The sequence below is a fragment of the Spirosoma daeguense genome (assembly GCF_054776875.1).
The window spans coordinates 155,421-176,128 of record NZ_BAAHBF010000007.1; the positions used below are offsets into that span (position 1 = coordinate 155,421).

At 45.6% G+C, this 20,708-nt stretch carries 18 protein-coding genes; 5 read left to right on the plus strand and 13 right to left on the minus strand.

Annotation, left to right across the window (positions count from 1 at the left end; genetic code table 11):
* Nucleotides 1-14: 14 nt before the first annotated feature.
* Complete coding sequence (locus ACYVD4_RS22325; RefSeq protein ID WP_460949524.1) at nucleotides 15-929, minus strand: serine hydrolase; 915 nt, start codon at nucleotides 927-929, stop codon at nucleotides 15-17.
* 135 nt (nucleotides 930-1,064) lie between these two features.
* Here ACYVD4_RS22325 and ACYVD4_RS22330 point away from each other — a divergent pair, with 135 nt between their 5' ends.
* Nucleotides 1,065-2,246 carry a cystathionine gamma-synthase family protein gene (locus tag ACYVD4_RS22330; RefSeq protein ID WP_460949526.1) on the plus strand — a complete coding sequence of 394 codons (1,182 nt, stop codon included), beginning with the start codon at nucleotides 1,065-1,067 and terminating at the stop codon, nucleotides 2,244-2,246.
* A gap of 135 nt (nucleotides 2,247-2,381) precedes the next feature.
* Here the strand turns inward: ACYVD4_RS22330 and ACYVD4_RS22335 are convergent, their stop codons facing one another.
* The 9 genes from ACYVD4_RS22335 to pheS all read right to left on the minus strand — a co-directional run bounded on the left by ACYVD4_RS22335 (nucleotide 2,382) and on the right by pheS (nucleotide 14,261).
* Nucleotides 2,382-3,134, minus strand: a complete 753-nt coding sequence (locus ACYVD4_RS22335) for a hypothetical protein (RefSeq protein ID WP_460949527.1) — start codon at nucleotides 3,132-3,134, stop codon at nucleotides 2,382-2,384.
* Between the two features lie 79 nt (nucleotides 3,135-3,213).
* On the minus strand, nucleotides 3,214-4,509 hold the full coding sequence (locus tag ACYVD4_RS22340; RefSeq protein ID WP_460949529.1) for an Hsp70 family protein: 1,296 nt from the start codon (nucleotides 4,507-4,509) through the stop codon (nucleotides 3,214-3,216).
* A 420-nt stretch (nucleotides 4,510-4,929) separates the two neighbouring features.
* The gene (gene clpB / locus ACYVD4_RS22345; RefSeq protein WP_460949530.1) at nucleotides 4,930-7,548 is read right to left on the minus strand and encodes an ATP-dependent chaperone ClpB; all 2,619 of its coding nucleotides are present in this window, start codon (nucleotides 7,546-7,548) and stop codon (nucleotides 4,930-4,932) included.
* A 246-nt stretch (nucleotides 7,549-7,794) separates the two neighbouring features.
* Nucleotides 7,795-8,739 carry a TspO/MBR family protein gene (locus tag ACYVD4_RS22350; RefSeq protein ID WP_460949532.1) on the minus strand — a complete coding sequence of 315 codons (945 nt, stop codon included), beginning with the start codon at nucleotides 8,737-8,739 and terminating at the stop codon, nucleotides 7,795-7,797.
* Between the two features lie 59 nt (nucleotides 8,740-8,798).
* Nucleotides 8,799-9,890, minus strand: coding sequence for an SDR family NAD(P)-dependent oxidoreductase (locus tag ACYVD4_RS22355; protein WP_460949534.1), 1,092 nt, complete (start codon nucleotides 9,888-9,890; stop codon nucleotides 8,799-8,801).
* A gap of 152 nt (nucleotides 9,891-10,042) precedes the next feature.
* Nucleotides 10,043-11,404 (minus strand): DUF937 domain-containing protein, encoded by a 1,362-nt coding sequence (locus ACYVD4_RS22360; protein ID WP_460949535.1) that lies wholly within the window; start codon nucleotides 11,402-11,404, stop codon nucleotides 10,043-10,045.
* Nucleotides 11,405-11,590: 186 nt separating this feature from the next.
* A complete protein-coding gene (xseB, locus tag ACYVD4_RS22365) occupies nucleotides 11,591-11,779 on the minus strand; it encodes an exodeoxyribonuclease VII small subunit (RefSeq protein WP_460949536.1) in 189 nt (62 codons plus the stop codon).
* Between the two features lie 124 nt (nucleotides 11,780-11,903).
* Nucleotides 11,904-13,112, minus strand: a complete 1,209-nt coding sequence (locus ACYVD4_RS22370) for an exodeoxyribonuclease VII large subunit (RefSeq protein WP_460949538.1) — start codon at nucleotides 13,110-13,112, stop codon at nucleotides 11,904-11,906.
* Nucleotides 13,113-13,208: 96 nt separating this feature from the next.
* The gene (gene pheS / locus ACYVD4_RS22375; RefSeq protein WP_460949540.1) at nucleotides 13,209-14,261 is read right to left on the minus strand and encodes a phenylalanine--tRNA ligase subunit alpha; all 1,053 of its coding nucleotides are present in this window, start codon (nucleotides 14,259-14,261) and stop codon (nucleotides 13,209-13,211) included.
* 395 nt (nucleotides 14,262-14,656) lie between these two features.
* On the opposite strand from pheS, the gene ACYVD4_RS22380 reads away from it, so the two are divergent.
* Nucleotides 14,657-15,088: a LytR/AlgR family response regulator transcription factor gene (locus ACYVD4_RS22380; protein WP_460949542.1), complete on the plus strand. Its 432-nt coding sequence runs from the start codon at nucleotides 14,657-14,659 to the stop codon at nucleotides 15,086-15,088.
* Between the two features lie 254 nt (nucleotides 15,089-15,342).
* Entirely contained in the window at nucleotides 15,343-15,762 is a 420-nt protein-coding gene (locus ACYVD4_RS22385; protein WP_460949544.1) for a LytR/AlgR family response regulator transcription factor, read from the plus strand.
* Between the two features lie 175 nt (nucleotides 15,763-15,937).
* On the opposite strand, the gene ACYVD4_RS22390 is transcribed toward ACYVD4_RS22385, so the two are convergent.
* Nucleotides 15,938-16,606: an outer membrane beta-barrel protein gene (locus tag ACYVD4_RS22390; RefSeq protein ID WP_460949546.1), complete on the minus strand. Its 669-nt coding sequence runs from the start codon at nucleotides 16,604-16,606 to the stop codon at nucleotides 15,938-15,940.
* 231 nt (nucleotides 16,607-16,837) lie between these two features.
* Between ACYVD4_RS22390 and radA the strand changes: the two genes are divergently transcribed.
* Nucleotides 16,838-18,223 (plus strand): DNA repair protein RadA, encoded by a 1,386-nt coding sequence (radA, locus tag ACYVD4_RS22395; RefSeq protein WP_460949547.1) that lies wholly within the window; start codon nucleotides 16,838-16,840, stop codon nucleotides 18,221-18,223.
* Between the two features lie 86 nt (nucleotides 18,224-18,309).
* Here radA and ACYVD4_RS22400 read toward each other — a convergent pair whose 3' ends face one another.
* Nucleotides 18,310-18,576 (minus strand): hypothetical protein, encoded by a 267-nt coding sequence (locus tag ACYVD4_RS22400; RefSeq protein WP_460949549.1) that lies wholly within the window; start codon nucleotides 18,574-18,576, stop codon nucleotides 18,310-18,312.
* 443 nt (nucleotides 18,577-19,019) lie between these two features.
* On the opposite strand from ACYVD4_RS22400, the gene ACYVD4_RS22405 reads away from it, so the two are divergent.
* Complete coding sequence (locus tag ACYVD4_RS22405) at nucleotides 19,020-19,778, plus strand: 3-keto-disaccharide hydrolase (protein ID WP_460949551.1); 759 nt, start codon at nucleotides 19,020-19,022, stop codon at nucleotides 19,776-19,778.
* 15 nt (nucleotides 19,779-19,793) lie between these two features.
* Here ACYVD4_RS22405 and ACYVD4_RS22410 read toward each other — a convergent pair whose 3' ends face one another.
* Nucleotides 19,794-20,660, minus strand: coding sequence for a polysaccharide deacetylase family protein (locus ACYVD4_RS22410; protein WP_460949552.1), 867 nt, complete (start codon nucleotides 20,658-20,660; stop codon nucleotides 19,794-19,796).
* Nucleotides 20,661-20,708 lie beyond the last annotated feature (48 nt).

Below are 20,708 nucleotides of genomic sequence, written 5' to 3' on the forward strand. Positions count from 1 at the left end.
TTCAGCAATAAACATTACCGTTGCGCCACGTAGTCGTAAAGCCATTTCGAAATAGTTGCCAGTACATCCTGTGTTACGTTATCATCTTTAATCTCTTTCGATAAAAAGACTAACACGAATGTTCGGCCATCGGGTAGAAATACAATGCCTGAATCATTTCGAACACCAACGATAGAGCCCGTTTTGTGAGCGACTTTTACGTTTTTAGGAAGTTTGGCGGGAATCGTTTCGTTAAATTTCTGGTCGAGCAACGTAGTAATCATGGCCTTTGAGGCTTCGGGGCTAACGGCTTTTCCTTGGGCAATCTGTTCGAAAATTACCATCAGATCATAAGCTGTCGTGGTATTGTTGAGACCCTGCGCAAACGCTTTCGAATCTTCAACACCACGTCGAACCTGAATGTCGCGGGCACCCAGCTCGCGCATGGTCTGCGTTACGTTCTGGCCACCAACACGTTCAATAATCAGGTTGGTCGCCAGATTGCTGCTGATGGTAATCATGTTGTATACCAGACTATCGAGCGTTCGTTTTTTGCCAATATGTTTGTAGATGATCGTATCGCTGTCCTGAATCGCTTTTAACGAAAACGGACTGCCATCGACAATACTTTTAAAGTCAGTTTTTAACAGGATAGAATCTTTAAGCGAAAGTTTTCCAAGCGCCTGTTGTTTATAGACCTCAATCATGACGGGCGTTTTCATGGTGCTGGCCGCGTGAAAGTTTTCCCGTTCCCGAATCAGAAGCTCATTTCCGGTTGACAAATCTTTAAACGCAACCGCAAAAACGCCGGGATGTTTAGCTAATTCATGCTCAATCTTTGTCCGTAGTTCGGGCAACGTAGTGCGATTCTGTGCGAACGAAGACAGGTGAAAAAGTGAGACACAAACGAATTGAATAAACAGGAAATACGTAGTACGGTGGCGAACCATAATTGGTAGAGATTGTATGAAGGTGCTGAACAAGCCAAAATTTAATCAATTTGTGGTAGATGACGTAGTGATACGTATAAAGCAGCCGGGATTCCGTATTATTAACCTTCTGCCGACTTTAATTACTACGTTATCATGGATTTTTCAAAGCACAAAAAAAGTACTACAGCGGTGTGGGCGGGCGAAACGGAATCGTTTAGCGGAGGAGCTGTTACGTCGCCAATTGTTAAAAGCGTTGCCTTCGCCTATCACGATCTGGATGAGTGGCATAACGTAGCGACGGGCAAAGCAGAAGGATACATTTATAGCCGAAACACCAACCCAACGGTACATGTTCTGGAAGAAAAAATTCGGATTCTGGAAGGAGCCGAAGCTGCTACGTCGTTTGCAACGGGCATGGGAGCTATCAGTAATACGTTGTTTGCTCTGCTGGCTCCCGGTAAGCGGGTGGTTTCGATCAACGATACGTATGGCGGAGCCAGTCGACTATTTCTGGATTTTCTGCCCCGTTATCAGGTAGCTGTTACGTTGTGCGAAACCACTGATTTTGACGCACTGGAAGCCGAAATTGCGAAAGGCTGCGACGTTCTTTATCTGGAAACACCTACAAACCCAACGCTGAAAATAGTCGATATAAACCGATTGGCGGCAGCCGCTAAACAGGTCGGAGCTATTACCGTTGTCGACAATACGTTTGCGACGCCGATCAATCAGAATCCGCTGGCGCTGGGTGCCGATCTGGTCATTCATAGTGCCACTAAGTTTCTGGGCGGTCACTCCGACGCGATGGGCGGACTACTTTGTGGAGCTAAGGAATTGGTCGAAAAGGTGTTTCAGTTTCGGGAAATCAACGGAGCCAGTCTTCAGTCCGATCCGGCGTATTTACTGGCACGGGGTATGAAAACGCTGGAACTCCGAATTGAACGACAAAATGCGTCGGCTCTCACAATTGCGCAGTATCTGAAAGCGCATCCCAAGGTTAGTGATGTGTTTTATCCCGGCCTCGAAACGCATCCCGGTTATGAGATCGCTACACGTCAGATGTCGGGTTTTGGCGGAATTCTAAGTTTTTCGCTAGAGGGTGGTTATGAACACGTAAAGAGATTTTTACCAAAGCTCCAATTCGTTCATCTGGCGGCTAGTTTGGGTTCGGTCAGTACGTTGGCGGGGCCACCCCGAACCACTAGCCACGTTGAGTTGACCGAAGCGCAACGCAAACAACTTGGCATCCCTGAAAGCCTGATTCGTTATTCGGTGGGTATTGAAAATGTTAGCGATTTATTGAGCGATCTGGAACAGGCTTTGGCTGAGCTGTAGCTTCTTAATCAAAAAAATTAACCCCACCCTGATAAAACTAGGGGAGGTACTTAAAAATGGACTCTCTGAAGTCCCTCCCCTAGTTTTAGGGGAGGGATTTAGGACGGTCGGCCGCTGCCGTGGGGTAGATTGTATTTACCAAACCTTACTGACCACTACGTTGGTAATCGCATTGATAATCAGTGCCAGTCCGAATGACACAACAATCGAAAATTCGGTAAGCCAATGGGCTTGAAGAAACAGGAACGTAGTGAAACCAAACAGGCCCATAACCATTCCCCGCAACGTAGCAATGACCGCGTTACTTCCCTGAAGCGTATGCGAAAAAATGGCAAGCACCGATGTGAGAATTGGAAATGGCGTTAAAATGCCACTCCAGTTTGGGCCTAGTACGCTGGCTAATCCGGTAATAACCAGCACAAATAACGTAGCAACGCCCATCCGAATTGGAATATCGAACGGTAAACGTCGGCTGGGGGCGGGCGGGGTTGTTGGCAACGGAAATACGTAGAGTGTAAGCAGTACGTAACTCAGTACCAATACGTAACTGATTTCCAGATTGAGCCGCAGATAATCAAAAATTACGGCAGTTATGGTATACAGTACGTAGGAAATGAATAGGGTAGGGAACCAGGTGAATTTTCGGGATAAAATAGCGTAACTCAGGCAAAATGTAATGAGTGCCAGAATGCCCGTCATCGAACCCTGAATCGAATGGATGCCAAATTCTTTTCCTTGTTCGAGAATAAAAAACAGCAGAATAGCCCCCGCCACCCACGGCATACTTCCAATGAGTCCCCCAATTTTACCGCCCCATTTTCGAATAGCTAACGTAACAAGCGCAATGATACTGGGTATAAAGGTAAGTTTAAGCAGAAACAAACTCATTCGGAGGAAGGGGAGTAATTCGGCTGCAAAATTAGCCCGAAAACTGCCAGATTATCCCGCTACCACCAAATGAATCGGTTTATTCTGATAAAGATGGCACTTGCTCAGGCTGGGCCGTTTTGCCGAATTTATAAAGGCTATCGTAGGCCAACCCAAGCCCAACACTTGATAATTTATTTTCGTCGGCGATGGCTGCATTTGGGAAAAGTCGTCTGAACTCGTCCTGAACAGCAGGGACTTCAGTGGTTCCTCCCGTCAGAATAACCAGATTAATGGCTTCGTTGGTTACACCTGCATCCAGCAGACATTGCCTCGCCGAAGCCGCTATTTTGTCGACCTCGTCCTGAATTGCTTCGTCAAAAACACGGCGTTTTATGGGTATCGAAAATCCCTCTTCAATAAAGTCGAACGTGGCGTTATGTTCCTGCTGTGTGGTCAGGGCAATCTTCGATTCTTCGGCTGCGGCCAGTAACGAATGCCCTGTTTCGTCTTCGAGAACCTGTAACAACCGTCGGTAGCGCATTTTGTCGTGCGATTGGTAGAGTAACTGCCGAACCTGCATAATCATTTTGGGCGTATACAGAAAATTGACTTTACTCCATTCGGCCAGATCATGGTAAGGTTTCAAAGGAACTTCCAGATTTTTCTCGCCATACGTGCTCCTATAACCAATCTCCGGCATAATAGCCGCAAGACTCAGGTCTTTATCAAAATCGTTCCCGCCGATCCGAACGCCGGTGTTAGCCAGAATGTCGGACGTGCGATCTGATTTATGAGCGTATTGACTAGAGAGTTTAATGACGGTAAAATCGGACGTGCCACCTCCCAAATCCGCTACAATCGCCAGTTTTTCGCTGTTTATCCGGGCTTCGTGCGCAAAGGCGGCTGCAATAGGTTCAAATTGAAAGTCAATGTATTTGAAACCAATTCGTTTGGCAATAGCTTCCAGTTCGGCCTGAGCGCGAATATCAGCGGCTGGGTCGTTATCGACAAAATGAACCGGGCGGCCCATTACTACGTGCTCAATGTTCTGACCTGCGAGCGTTTCAGCGTTTTCTTTGACCTGCTTCAGAAATGCCATAATGATGGTGCTGAAATTCATGGCCGTACCATTCACCAGCGTGCCTTGCTTCATGAGCGACGTACCCAGAACCCGTTTTAAACTCCGCATAAAACGGCCGTCCTGCCGATCAAAAAACTGACTTATAGCCGCACGTCCGTAGAATGGCTTGTTATCGTTACGTCGGAAAAAAATAGCACTTGGAATTGTTACGTGTGCGTTTTCAACCGGCACCAGACTGATTTTGCCCTCGTTATTGATGGCAATACTCGTGTTCGACGTACCAAAGTCGATTCCGCAGGAAATTGTTGTCATGGCAGGTTGTAGCAGTCGTGATTAGGCAGCAGATATTTATAGAATTCGGAAAACATTGTTGCCTGTTTTTAGTGGAAAAAGGCCGCAAATTTAACTGTAAAAGCGATTCGTAGGTGAAGAATTAGACTAAAAGAGAGTTATCAGCCGAAAATGCTTAGCTTAAAGCAAGCTACCCGCATATTTAAACTCATTAACAGAGATTTACGTCTGCGAATAATTGCTGGCTTCTGTTTAGCGAGTTAAATCGCGTATATAAAAACGTTGAGAGTGCTCCAGTTGAAGATATATGAGGCCATTAAGAAAGTGTATCCTATTACCTGTTCGAATGATGATAACGTTTCAGCGAATTCAGATTGTAAACAAAAAAAGCCCGGCCACTTTGCAGCGACCGAGCTAGGCACTCTGTCTGTCAATTATTTTTTACAATTCAATTTCGGCGTCGAGGTTGGTGAAGGCGATTTCGCCATCATTGTCCAATTCCATTAAGACAACGGAATCTTTTTTGACTTCACCCGACAGGATGCTTTTCGAGAGTTCGTTAAGCACCCGACGTTGCAATACACGCTTTAGCGGACGGGCTCCAAAAATTGGGTCGAAACCTTCTTCGCCGATTTTGGTCAACGCTTCGTCGGTGGCATCGAGTTGAATACCGTTTTCGGCCAGTCGTTTTTTTATTTCGCTGAACTGAATATCCACAATTTTGCGGATGTTGGCCTTCGTCAGTGGCTCGAACATGACGATTTCGTCGATCCGGTTCAGAAACTCAGGGCGGATGGTTTGTTTTAGCAACTCCATCACTGCTTTTTTCGCTTCATCAATCACCAGCGAGTGGTTCCAGCCTTCGTCTTCAGCAAATTTCTCCTGAATCAGATGACTACCAATGTTCGACGTCATGATGATGATTGTGTTCTTGAAGTTGGCTATGCGCCCTTTGTTATCGGTCAAGCGGCCTTCATCGAGTACCTGTAACAGAATGTTCCAGACATCGGGATGCGCTTTTTCAATCTCATCGAGCAACACAACTGAATACGGTTTCCGACGTACCGCTTCGGTTAATTGACCGCCTTCGTCATAACCCACGTAGCCCGGAGGGGCGCCAATCAGACGGCTCACCGCATGACGTTCCTGATACTCCGACATATCGATACGTACCATTGCATTCTCATCGTTGAACAGGTATTCGGCTAGGGTTCGAGCTACTTCGGTTTTACCAACGCCCGTGGTTCCGAGGAAGATAAACGAACCGATTGGCCTTTTGGGGTCCTGCATACCGGCCCGGCTCCGACGTACTGCATCCGAAACTGCTTCAATGGCTTCTTGTTGACCAGCTACACGCTTGCCCAGTTCTTTTTCCAGATTGAGCAGTTTTTCGCGGTCGCTTTGCAGCATTTTCGATACCGGAATTCCCGTCCATTTGGCAACGACTTCGGCAATATCTTCGGCAGTTACTTCTTCCTGCATCATCCGATCCGACGAACCGTTGTTGTCTTCTTTAGTTAACGAATTCAGTTTCGTTTCGATTTCGGGAATCCGACCGTAGCGAATTTCAGCTACTTTACCGTAATCACCACTACGTTCGGCCTGATCGGCTTCCAGACGTAATTTGTCAAGTTCTTCTTTCAACGTCCTGCCTTCATTAACCGAGGCCTTTTCGGTTTCCCACTTGGCTTTTAGGTCGTTACGTTGTTCGCTTAGGTCTTCAATCTGCTTGTTGAGGAACGTTTCTTTTTCCCTGTCGTTTTCGCGACGGATAGCTTCCCGCTCAATTTCCAACTGCATGATACGTCGGTTCAGCTCGTCAAGCTCTTCAGGAACCGAGTCCATTTCCAGACGTAATTTGGCGGCTGCTTCGTCCATCAAATCGATAGCTTTGTCAGGCAGGAAACGATCCGAAATGTAACGGGTCGATAGCTCAACGGCAGCAATTACCGCATCATCTTTGATACGTACGCCGTGGTGAAGCTCATATTTTTCCTTGATACCGCGCAAAATCGAAATAGCATCGGCGGTGTTAGGCTCATCGACCATGACAGCCTGAAAACGACGTTCGAGTGCTTTATCTTTCTCAATATATTTCTGATACTCTTTCAACGTAGTGGCACCAATTGTATGGAGTTCGCCACGCGAAAGAGCAGGTTTCAGCAGGTTAGCGGCATCCATTGCACCTTCGCCACCAGCACCTGCGCCAATAAGCGTGTGAATCTCATCGATGAAGAGAATAAGTTCACCGTTTGAGTCTGTTACCTCTTTGATAACCGATTTCAGACGTTCTTCAAACTCGCCTTTGTATTTAGCCCCAGCGATGAGCAAACCCATATCGAGCGAGACGATGGTTTTGCTTTTCAGGTTCTCTGGTACATCGCCCGACACGATACGTTGTGCCAGTCCTTCAACAATAGCGGTTTTACCAACGCCCGGTTCACCCAATAAAATCGGGTTGTTTTTGGTACGTCGGCTAAGAATCTGCAATACCCGCCTGATTTCATCGTCGCGACCAATAACGGGGTCAATTTTTCCGTTCCGGGCGCGTTCATTCAGGTTGATGCTGTACCGTTCTAAGGATTGATATTTAGCTTCTGCGTTTTGGTCTTTCACCGAATTTCCTTTTCTAAGTTCGTTGATGGCCGCTTTCACCTGTTTTTCGTTGAAACCGGCGTCTTTTAGTAACGTAGCAATCTGGTCTTTACCGGCCATCAGACCGAGTAACATCAATTCGACGCTTACAAATTCATCGCCGAACTCTTTTGTCAGGGCGCTGGCTTTGGCTAAAGCGGTCGCTGTGTCGTTGCTTAAATAAACGCTGCCGTTGCCACCCGAAACTTTCGGATACGTAGTGAGAATGGCTTGTAATGCGCTAGTCGTATTCTGTATGTTGATACCCAGCTTTTTGGCAATGAATCCGATTACGTTTTCATCTTCCGATAGTATTGCCTGAAGCAGGTGTCCTGTTTCGATAGCTTGCTGACCGTTGCCCAGCGCGATTTCCGACGCTTTCTGAACAACCTCCTGTGCTTTGATGGTGTAATTCTTGAAATCCATGAGCTTTAGGAATGAATGCAAATGAATGATGTAGAATGAATAATTCGCAGCGAGTTAGCGTGCATTATTCATTCTACAGTATCCATTAACAAATCACGGGCCGTAGTGGTTTTTGGGACATTTTGGCCGATAATGCTCCTTAATTACGTTGTTAAGTGACATTCTGTCGCAAATTGAATGATTTATAATAAAAAAAGCTGCCTTACGGTCGTAGGGCAGCTTCAGGATAAAGCGTAAGGTTTAACTCTAGTCAAGGCCTTCAGCTTCAATGGGTTTCATGCGTTCGCGGACGATTTCGGCTTGATGCGGCTCTGACGTTTCAATCTGATCGGTTAGTACATCCACATCGTTGACGACAAATTGGTCGTATTCGTGAAATTTACCTTTAGGAAGCCAGTAGGCAAGTAGTCCGGCATAGGCAAGGGCGAGGGCAGCTGCTGTCCAGCCAACAATCGGTTGTTTTTCCTGTTGACGAGTCGCAATGCCGCCAAAGCCTGCTATAAATGGCAACATATACCACGGATCATTGAGCCGACGAGCGATCAAGTAGCCTGCTCCTGCTGTAGCGCCCAGAATACCAGCCGATATTGGTTCGTCGCGCTCTTCGTCTGATTCCCACCAGTTTAGGGTCAGAAGCGAGTTGGGCGTACCCACAACCGTTGCGGCCGTTAGCCAGCCAGCATAAAGACTGACCGGAATACGTAGCAGTTTTTCAGGCATTGGTACGTCGGTCTTGCCAATTTCCAGACTCTGGTGCAAACCGATAGCTGCTGGTAGATTAAACTTTGTCGTTAGATCAGAAATGACAATGCTTTGTGGATCATTTTGAGAGAAAAAACGCCCGAAGATAGCGTTGAGTGTCCAGGAAGCCCACCACCAGGGCAACGCTTTCTGATAACGCGGATTATGCTCCTCGGAAGGTAATGCCTGATGCACCATCAGAGCAGCCAGACCAGAATAAACGGTAGACCAAACTGCGCCAAACGCCCAACCGGCTGGTACGAGCTGATTTTTCTCAAATACCTGTTCGTATTCAACCGGTACGTCGTACTCGTATTCCGAACCACCCTGATCGGCTTCATGCCGTTCCTGACTTTCCCGACGCGATTGACTACTTGAAACTGTAGTATAAATAATGCTGCCAACGGCGATTACAGCTGTAGCAATTCGCCAGAATGAATTATTTTTCATGGTAATGTGCTAGTGAACCCGAACGTAGTATGGTTGCTACGTTCGGGTTTGATGAATAATTAAGCAGCAACATCTTCTTCGATAACTTCAGCTTTATGAACGGCCTTATGTGTGAGGTCTTCCGCTTTTTCTTTGGTGGTGTTGTACGCATTCACAACCGAGTCTACTACGTTATCGACCACCGATGAAAGGGTATCGGCGATATCGTCTTTAAGTGATCTGGCTTTGTAGCGATACCGTGCCCGACCAAACTCGTTTGTGTTCATGTAAGCATATCCGAGAGCAACACCTGCCAGAACGGCAATACCGATTCCTATGCTCCAGGCTAGTGTTGGTGTATTAGAATCTTCTGGCTCGGGCTTCTGCGACATTTTGTCGCGCATCAATGCTGCCACTGCTTCCTGCGGTGCTACGTACGACATTACTTCGTATGACTTATTTTTCAGACCACCCGGCACCACTTTAGGCTTACCATTCATAAGCGCATTGTAGCCGTCGCGGGCCACCATAACCGGGTCCTGAACTTCATCGGTTACTTTGGTATTTTCGGCTCCAGCTTTATGGAAAAAGTCAGTATCAGTAGCGTTAGGCAGCAATGCTGTAACCGTTACGTTGGTATCTTTTAGCTCGTTAACCAGCGACTGTGTAAAATTATAGACGTACGCTTTTGTACCTGAGTACACAGCCATTAACGGAGATGGAGCGATGGATAGCAACGATGCCAGATTCAGAATTTTACCCTCGTTACGTGCCAGCATATCATACAGGAAAAGCTTGGTCATCTGCGTGAGTGTCAGTACGTTCAGGTGAATCATAGCTTTCTCCCGTTCCCAGTCGGTATCGGTTGCGAAGAGTCCGTACAGCCCAACACCAGCATCGTTTACCAATACGTCGATGGTAATGTCTTTGGCTTTTACCTGATTATATACATCCTGCGCAGCGTCTTCTGTCGACAAGTCTTTGCCGATAACCGTGATTTCCTGCGTACCGTAATTATTTTTAAAAACATCGCTCAATCGTTCCAGCTTGTCGTCACTACGTGCCACTAATACTAAGTTGTAGCCGTCTTGAGCGAATAGCTTGGCCAATTCCTGACCAATGCCACTCGAAGCGCCGGTTATTAAAGCGGTTTTACCTGTTCCTGAGTTCATAACGTGTCTTAGTTAGTGAATAAAAACATCGTTTCTATCCAACTACAACAAGACGAATGTTGTTTTCTATAAATACGTATTGGAGATAACTAAAACAAAAAAACTCTTCCATGGAAGAGTTTTTAAAAGGCTAATCATGAAAGCGTTGTCAGCTATTTGACGACAACTTTCAGGTCTATTTTGCGAAGCGTTGGCTTGGGTATACCCGACGTATCGTTTCTGCTAACGCCCGTTCCCCGGCCAATTGCGTCGATACGTAGGAAGTCGACTCCTGCTGCCATCAATTGCTGCTTGACCTGATTTACCCGTTTAAACGACAGGCTTTTATTCGTCAGGGGCAGTTGGGCATCATTGGCATAACCAACCAACTGAATTTGCAGACGCGGATACGTTTTGAGTAGCGTTTCTACTTCCTTAATAACCGCCTGTGATTCGGCCGTCATTGATAATGAACCTGGCTGAAAAGCAATACCTGTCAACGGAAAAATCCGACCTTTAGGTAGGGCTGCATTCCCAAGATAAGGCGTTACTTGCTGGGTTAAGTTACCTGATGCTCCAACGGCTGCTGATGTGACAGCGGTTGGAGCACTAGTTACAGCAGATACGTTTGTGGCTGATGTAGATTTGGGAGGGTTACCCGTCAGCGAATCTTTTGGTAACGCCAGCGACCGGGTAACGGTATCGGCCTGAACGGTGTCGGTATTTACCGTAGTAGAGCCAGCAATTTCTTCCTGCCCATCTGAATATTTTTGAGTGTTTTGGTATACATAGTAGCCACCGGCAGCCACCGCTAAAGCCAATAATGCACCAACTCCCCATTTTGCGAGCGAGCTATTATCACTATCGCCATTATCGTCGGCATCGGCATAATTAATGGGGGGGCGGATAGTAGTTGTCGATGAGCCACTACTTGCTACCGTTGCTTCGGCGGTAGTACGACGAGCCGGATTGGCTACCCCTGACACGATCTGATGCAGACCAAGTCGTTCGATAAGCTGAGGCATGAACTCTTCGGGCACGATGCTCATGAACGTATCACGTTCGGCAAATAATAGTGCAGCCAGCCCGTCGGCGTCTAGTTTCTTTTCTTTTACCTGCCGCCCCAACACATGTAGAATTAGGGTAGTGATAAGTCCTAGCAATGAAATAGACGACGAATTTCGAATGCCTGCATAGCGGGAAATCATACTCCCAATAGAACTTTTCATGGCGGGTAATAAGTGGCTAATCACATCATTACCCTGTGTGATAAGTGTATTGGTTTGGTTTGGATCGCGCAGCACGTTCAGCAGGTTGTCTGTCAGCGAGCCATCATAACGGCCTTTCTGGATATGATTGAAGAGCTGATTTACACCGATTTCGGAGGTGGTGCGTTTCATCAATCCCCCAATAATTGTATAGACGAGACCATCAACGGCCTTGCTGGTACGTTCGGTTGATTCGTCGATATAAGCGCCAATACTCGACAGTACGTCTGGGCTTAAAACGGTTGTCAGTGTATTAAACAAATTCATAATTGCGTCTCAATCAGGAGGTAATAGAGGCTGTTGTTACGTTCACATCCAGCGCACAACCTATCTACAACAGCTTGTTCACCAACTAGCTATTGTGATCTATGTGTATCATAACTAGTCGCTTCGGGATAAAAATAGGTAAGGTTTGGCAAAGGTTAGCTAAACTTTACCGTAAAATTACCGTATTTATCGCCGGGGTAACCGTTCTATGATTTCCTGATACTCTGTTTCTACGGCTCTCAAGCGTTCCTGGCAAAACGTAATCAACTCGGTTGCCAGCCGAATTTTACCCGGAAGTTCATCAAGAGGTACTTCTTCATTCTCAATCTCATCGACCAACGTGAGCAACTGGTCGTAAGCTTCCTGATACGTCATGTTTGGGTGATTATGTTGTAAGGTTGTAGAGTTATAGGGTTATGAGTTCGATGGCTAATTTTATAACATTACAACTCTACAACATTATAACTCTATAACTTTACGATTATAAAACACTACAACTTTACTGATTTATAACTTTAGTTTCAACCGTTCCGTCGTGCATTTGCAGATGAATGGTTTCGTTGGGCTGAATATCGGAGGCCTTTGTCAGGATTCGGCCGTTACGTAGCACCATCGCATAGCCTCTACGTAGTACGTTCGACGGATCGAGGTGACGTATTGTAACGGCTTTTTCGGCGAGACTGGTGTGACATCCACGAAAGTAAAGCTGAGCAACAAACCGTAATCGCTCTGTTTCACGATCTACCTGCTCACGGGCTGTTTGTAAGGCATCACGCGCTACCATTTGTAATCGGTCGCCTATACGCAGGCAGTTTTCTTCAAATTGCCGATTTTGCTCAATAACAAAAGCAGCGGCTTTAGTTGGTGTTTTCACACTTTCGTGGCACAGCAGATCAGTAATGCTTACGTTACGTTCGTGACCAATGCCAGCCAGAATCGGAATCGGAAATCCAGCAACCGTTTGCCCCATCAGATACGTATCGAACGAGCCAAAATCCAGTTGAGATCCTCCGCCACGTACCATCACAACGGCATCGTAAGCAATACCGCTCGTTGCAATACGTTCTAATTGATTGCAAATGGCCCGTTCGGCTCCCTGCCCCTGAACCTGAGTGAGGTATTCATCGACAACAAAGTCATAGCCAAATGGATTCTGGGCCAGCTCGTGTTTAAAGTCGCGCCATCCGTCGGAATTAGGGGCCGCAATTAAAGCCAATCGCTGCATAACGGCTGGCCGGGGTAATAACTGATTGGCCGTTATATACTGCCCATCTTCAAGCCATATTAACTCGGGGTGATCTTGCACAAGTGCATCAAGCACCGCCTGTCGTTCCCGTTCGAGATTGCCAAGTGTGTAAGATGGGTCAATTTTCAGTATCTCCAGCCTTAACCCATAAACGGGGTTGAAGCTGACCGAAACCTGTAACAGCACTTGGATATTCCGGGAAAAAGCAACGCCCGTAGCTCGTTCAAATTCGCCAATGGTATGATAATTTCGGCGCCAGATGCAGGCATCTAATTTCGCGAGAGTCCCACTAGCCGAAGCTTTGGCATCTCGTTCTACCAGCGTTAAAAAACAGTAACCCCGGTCGGGGTAGTTTTTTATATCGCTGGTTTCGGCAATTACCCACACGGCCTTTTGCCCGAATGCATTATCAATAACTGCTTCGAGCGTAAAAGCTAAATCTGAAAGGCGAATGGGAGTCATAGCTTAATGATGAATGAGTGAATGATAGAATAAGTGAATAGGCTTGCGCCAGCTTTTTTATTCTATCATTCACTCATTCTATCATTCAGAATTGATTTACAGTCCTTCAAATTGACGCAGGAATCGTACGTCGTTTTCGGTATATAACCGGAGGTCGTTCACTACGTATTTCAATTGGGTGATACGCTCGATTCCCATGCCGAATGCAAAACCAGTGTATTCTTCGGGGTCAATGCCGCAGTTGGCAATCACCTGCGGGTCAACCATACCCGAACCGGCAATCTCGACCCATCCCGAATGCTTACAGATGTTACAGCCTTTGCCGCCACATATCTGGCACGAAATGTCGATTTCTGCACTAGGCTCTGTAAATGGGAAATAAGATGGGCGGAACCGAATTTGGGTACCCGGTTCAAACAACTCTTTTACAAAATGATAGAGCGTATCTTTCAGATCTTTAAAGCCTACGTTGCGGTCGATATAAATTCCTTCAACCTGATGGAACATACAGTGTGCCCGCGCCGAAATAGTCTCGTTCCGATAGACACGCCCCGGCATGATCGAACGAATTGGAGGAGCCTGACGCTCCATCAGACGAATCTGAACATTCGATGTATGCGTACGTAGCAGCATATCGGCAGGCGTATCCTGACCATCGTTACCAGACGCCTTGGCGACAAAGAACGTATCCTGCATATCACGGGCAGGGTGATTGTCGGGGAAATTCAGCGCTCCGAAGTTATACCAGTCCGTTTCTATTTCGGGGCCATCGGCAACGTTAAAACCGATACGTTCAAAAATCTGGATGATGCGTTGGCGGACTAAGCTTAACGGGTGTTGGGTGCCGGTAAGGTTCGGGATGGTCGGCAGCGTAAGATCGACGGGGGGCGTATTCCCCAATGTGCTACGTTGTTCATCAATTGCCTGACTAAAGGCGTCGAATCGTTCCTGAGCCAGGTTTTTAAGGCCATTCAGTTCCTGCCCAACGGCTCTCCGGTCGGCTTGGGGAACGGATTTCAGTCCTTCAAATAATTCGGTAATGACGCCTTTTCGGCTAATGAATCGCATCCGAAATTGCTCCAGTTGTTCGGGTGAATTCACACTGAACTGGTCTATTTCCTGATGTATGTCTTTTACTCTGTCCAGCATATACTATCGCCTACGCGCTGATTATACTGCAAAGGTACGTAAAACTAGGGACCATAGCTGTTTCAGAACAGAACCGGACCACAACATCATATAAATATGTGGCCGATGAACAGTAGTTGCGTCTGAGAGTTAACTCGGAAAACTAATAACTTGACTCATTTGCATTGCTTTGACAAAAGATTGTTGAGTAAACGGTTAAATGTTTTGATAAACAGTTCGTTAAAATCGCCATATTTTGACTGTACTTAAGTATTTTTTGCAAGTGGGTCTAATTCTTGCGTATAGATTTAGTACAATACCTGATGAGCGTACTATTTCTAGTCAATAGAATAGAAAGGTAAACTTCTGAGTGTCAGTCATAAACAATTGTCCATATAGTCTTCTAAAAAGCCAGTATGAAAGCCTTCACTAACAATTCCATCTTCGATCCAATGTCCATGGCTTTCCACAATAGTGTGGAAAAAATTGCCGATTCCACATGTCTACAGAAATTGCTGATCCCATTTTATGATCGTAAGCGCACAGTTTCTGTAGATGAAATTGTACGGCTGGAAGGCTGTGGAAATTACACCAATTTTTTCCTGAAAGATGGAACAAAAATGCTGGTATCACGCACGCTTAAGGAGTATGAAATTTTGCTCGACAATCAGGCATTTGTGCGCGTTCATAAATCCTGTATTGTGAATCTAGGTTTTGTTCGCAAATTTTTTGTAAAAAAAGAAGGTGAACTGGAATTAATTGATGGACAACAAGTTAAAATATCACGCCGTCGGGCGCAGATGTTTATCGACCGAATTCGTGATTTTCAGCCAGTAGCTGTTGGCTAATTAATGCGGAGAAAATTCCAGAGAGTAAGTGTTTTTCAGTACATGTGGGCACTACGTAGTTTTACGTAATAGGCAGAGTACATTCACTGAAAAAAAAGGTTAAAAAAACTGATAATGGCCTGATTTTCAATTGGTTGAACCTAGGTGTTTACCACTTGAGTATCAGGCCATTTTTTTTCGTGCGACCATTGTAGGGTAGTTTTGCTTCATCAGAAACGGATAAACAATCCCGAACCAAAACTAAATCTCGAATCATGGAAGCCACTCTTTTCTCGTCTGCACAGCCAACTGCCGTAGTACCACAGTTTCCAGCATCATACAAACGAGGTACGCAACGTATCGCTTTACCTTATTTAAATCGTACCGTTTTTATTTCTGTTGATGATATTTTATACCTGCAAGGTGAAGGTAATTACACATTTCTATACACTCGTGATAAAAAGCGATATTTAGTGTCGAAAACGCTGAAAGAATTTGAAAAACTTCTGGATGGAACTATGTTTCTCCGGATTCATAAATCCTATATCGTAAACCTAGGTTATGTTCAGCAACGTATCTCTACAAAATCTCGCCAGGTACAACTAGCCGATGGTCGTGAAATAGATATCTCACGTCGCCGGCTGAAAGAAATCTCACGGCAACTTTATCAGTATTGGCAGCAACTCTACAATTAATACCGCTTTCTATCTACACCATAAGTTTGATTTTCCATCTATCCACCTTTAATTTTCTATCTACACTGGACTAAGCATTTTTAGTGGGTTAATAAAATAAACAACCGTTGCTACACCTCCTACAGAGAAGATAGCAACGGTTTGTTTTTTGTTGTCGGCCATTGCCGACTCTGATTTAAAAAATCTGATAAGCCAGCGTAACCTGCCAGGTTTTCATACGTTGGCCGAACTGCCCTCCGCTATTCTCAATCTGAGCAATATCACTTAGATTACCTTCATAACGAACGTCGAGCCCCAACGGGCCAAGATCCAGACCGCCACCAACTTGATAGCCATAATACGCTTTTGTCCATGCATCGTTCAGGCTACCGTTTGTGTACTGCCGTATGGCATCGCCCAAACGCTGATTATCGTCGATCCGAAACGAAACGATTGGTCCGGCCATGATACGTATTGGCCCGCCTTTTATACCAAGCAGAACCGGTACGTCGAAGCTCGTAAGTTTCACGTTCACCTGTTCAGTTTGTCCATTCCGGACAATATTGAACGATCCTGCTTTAGTTGAATACAGCAATTCAGGCTGAATGAACAGGCTACCGCCAATGCGAGTGTAAATACCAAACGACGTACCGGTTCGGGTTGCGTAGCTATCGCTGATGCTATTGCGGAACGTTTGTCCGTCGACGTTTACGTTAGGCGAACCGTTGGAGTTTGTACCCGTTTGGACAAAGTTGCCAAAGCTAAGTTTCGACAGGTTTACTCCGCCTTTTATACCAATTTCGAACTGCGCAAACGAAAGGGCAGGCAGTAGAAACAAGGATGCGAAAAACAGGACTTTCTTCATAACTGGTTGTGTAAAATGTGATACTTTTAGTTAAACGCGATTTGATTGAATACGGTACAGAAAAGCCAACTTATTTTGAGCGAATGGCGTTTTAGTAATGGGTAATGTTCAATGAAAAATGCCCACTTGATCCGGTTTCCGATAGCTTTGATACGTTGGAGCTTTAGGGGTTTAATCAGTCTAATAACTCATTTTACATTATCTGGTTTCTTATTCTTTATAATAGCTTAAATGGCTAAACTAAAAACCACCTATTTCTGTCAGAGTTGTGGCCAGCAGTCGGCCAAATGGATGGGCCGGTGTCCGTCGTGTGGCGAATGGAATACGTTTGTAGAGGAGCTGGTTCAGAAGGACGAACCCGAAAAAGGCGGCTGGCGAAGCCCATCTTCAGGGCCGGGCGGAGTAAAAGCTGCTCCTAAACCCAAAGCACTCCACGCCATCAACTACGAAGAGCAGCCTCGTGTACGTACTACCGATGCCGAACTCAATCGGGTGCTGGGCGGTGGCATTGTTCCCGGTTCGCTGGTGCTGATTGGTGGAGAGCCGGGTATTGGTAAATCAACGTTGTTGTTACAGATTGCGTTGAGCCTTGCGGGTATGCGTGTGCTATACGTATCGGGCGAAGAAAGCGAGCAGCAGATAAAGATGCGCGCTGAACGATTAGACGCTCCCACCAGCGATTGCCACGTAATGACCGAGACTTCTACGCAGAATATTTTCCGGGTGGTTGAGCATTTCGAGCCGGAAGTTCTCATTATCGACTCCATTCAAACCATGCAATCGTCGCTGGTGGAGTCGGGGGCTGGAAGTGTCTCGCAGGTACGCGAGTGTACAACTGAGTTCATGAAATACGCCAAAGAAAGTGCCGTACCTGTTTTCATGATCGGTCATATAACCAAAGAAGGCTCGCTGGCTGGACCGAAAGTGCTCGAGCACATGGTCGATACGGTGCTCACGTTTGAAGGCGACCGCCATACAACCTATCGAATACTACGTACTACCAAAAATCGTTTCGGCAGTACCGACGAATTGGGTATTTACGAAATGCTGGGAACGGGACTTCGGCAGGTAACGAACCCTTCCGAAATTCTGATTTCGCAGCGCGACGAAGCGTTGAGTGGCGTAACAATTGGTTCTATGCTCGAAGGGAATCGACCGCTCATGATCGAAACACAGGCACTGGTAAGCGTTGCTACGTATGGTACGCCCCAACGTAGCAGCACCGGTTTTGATGCAAAACGGCTGAATATGCTATTGGCTGTGCTCGAAAAACGGGGCGGTTTCCGATTGGGTCAGCAGGACGTCTTTTTGAACATAGCCGGAGGATTACGCGTGGAAGACCCAGCTATTGATCTGGCCGTTTGTGCGGCCGTGGTGTCGAGTTATGAAGATATTGCTATTCCGCCGTCGGTAGCGTTTGCGGCTGAAATTGGGTTAGGGGGCGAAGTGCGGGCCGTGAGCCGAATCGAATCACGTATTGCCGAAGCCGAAAAATTGGGTTTCAAGCAAATATATATTTCTAAGTATAACATGAAAGGGCTGGATACCAAAGGATACAAGATCAGTATCAAGCCCGTTTCGAGACTGGACGAAGTTTTTCAGGGCGTTCTGCTTTAACTGAATACAAGCTCCCTTATAAGTTAACACCCCATTTGTTAGGTAGCAGATGGGGTGTTGCGTATAGAGTAATACGTTCGATTTTTTTAAAAGAATCCTCTAATCGCTTCTTCAATCATATTTGTCGATACGAAAAAGGGTTTTTTCGTAATATTTACCGAAATAGGAGTAGGTTGCCCATCTTTCGCGATCACTTCATAAGTGCCTTCTACGGCACCGGCTGGTGTTTTTAGATGAAAACTCCCTTTCGAGGAATCGCCGTCAAATTTTCCACCTTTTTGTTTGATGGCCGTTCCTGCCTTTTCAGTAAACTGATCAGGGGTGCCCGGAAAATCAATTTTGAATGCACTCATAACTGTGGTTCTATGGTTTATTAATCGCTGCTCTGAATTGAATATAGACGAACAGATTACTTAATAGTAATCTGCTACGTATTGTTTCAGTAAATAATTACTCATCTCCTGACAGATATCCGTACTGAGTAAGTTTAGCATGTTGCTGAGTTATACTACCTAGTATAATCTACTGATAACTAGATAGATTGAATTTTTATTTTTCATTTTATTTATTGATTCAAACAAGATTTAAGGATAAATTGTGAGGAGGTTGAACGAATAAATGACTTTTAACCTCAAGTAGACCTTACAGCCAAAGCAAGGTTATCAACGTCAGCAAAGGAACGTATCGAATCGTGCCGCTTTTGAGCACTCAACAGAGAATCTGCTTTCAGGAGATTCTCAACTAATCTGTTTGCGATTCCTGAATGTATGAAAAACGTTTATCCTCTTTTTTAGCCATGATCCATAAAATTGTCTCACTAGGAATATTGTTGAGCTTAGTCAGTGAGAATGGCTGGGCGCAACCCGTAAATACGTTATCGACACAAGAGAAAAAAGACGGCTGGAAGCTTCTTTTTAACGGAAATGACGTAACAGGCTGGCATTCATACGGAAACAAAGAAGTTGGGAAAGCCTGGAAAATTGAACAGAATGCGTTAAAACTCGACATTCCGAATAAAGTAAATACTAAAATTCAGCAAGGGGGCGATTTGGTAACCGATGCTGTATACTCGGGCGATTTTGAGTTGAAACTGGAGTGGAAAGTTGCTCGTTTTTCAAATAGTGGCATTCTGCTCTTTATTCAGGAAGACCCTCAATACAAAAATTGCCATGAAACAGGGCTGGAAATCCAGATTCTGGACGACGCCATTTATGAAGGTGTTGCGCAAAAAGATCAGCGGGCAGGGCATCGGGCTGGCGATTTATTTTGCGTAGCGTCGGCAGAAGAACGCCAGCTACAACCCGTTGGCGAGTGGAACAGGGTGTACTGCAAGATGAAACAAAACAAGCTGAAGGTATTCCTGAATGGGGTTAAAATACAGGAACATGACCTGAACAGTGAAGACTGGAGACAACGGATTGCTAGTAGCAAGCTGAAAAATGCTCCTATTAGCAAAGGTCGTTTTGCCGGACGTATTGGTTTACAGGATTGGGGTGGCGAAGTTTGTTATAGGAATATCAAATTCCGGTCGCTTCCCCGAAAAGATGATATGTAAATCTAGGAGTATAAATTATTTGATTATCAGTTGATTATAGCCGATTAGCTGAATTCCCTTTTCTTTGATTAATGTTTTAACACGTAAATTTGTCAACGTATCGGTAACGCCTTGCCGGTCGGGTGCTACGTTCTCATAACCAATGTGATGAATGGCCTTCACTTCGGGCGTGTTAAGACCCGGATGATCGACAAAGAGGTAAGTCTTGCCCGATTCCAGTCCTTCGAGCATTTTAATAAAGCTATCAATCTTCTCTTCTGACGTTACGTGTGCGCCTATATACGTAGCGCGGTTCACTTGTAAATTCTGCAAATTGCTATCGAAAAAAGGAATTTTATATTCCTGAGCCAGCTTTTGAACCAGCGCTTTCACGTCGTTATCGAACGTAGTACAGCCCATGTGTCCCGAAAAATGGCTAATTCGTGGAATCTTGCGCATGGCCAGTTCAATCTGCGCCCGAAACTCTTTTTCTACATCGGCTAGCTTCCAATCATTTTCAACAACCGACTTTTTTGGATAATTTTTATTTGGATACAGCATTGGGTAAAAATACCCATCGGTATCGCGCAGACTTGGGCAGTCAGATAATGGTCGCCATTTAAGGTTATCCCACTCACTGGTGAGCGTTAAATGAATGCCAACATCTACGGCGGGTATCTGCACTAAATACGTAACGGCTTCGGGAAACCAGGGCGACGGAACCAACACTTCTATCGACGTTTCGATACCTTCGGTGAAGCATTTTAGAATTGCTTCATTACCAGCATGAGAATAGCCCATGTCATCGCCACGTACGATAAGCCGGGGAGGAGTAGATTGGGAAAAACTAAAAGTACTACTCAGGAGAATCAGAGCAGAAAGTAGAAACCGCGCTACGTTCATTGGGAAAACTGGTTGTTACGTAAACAGATACTGATTACGTTAAAGAAC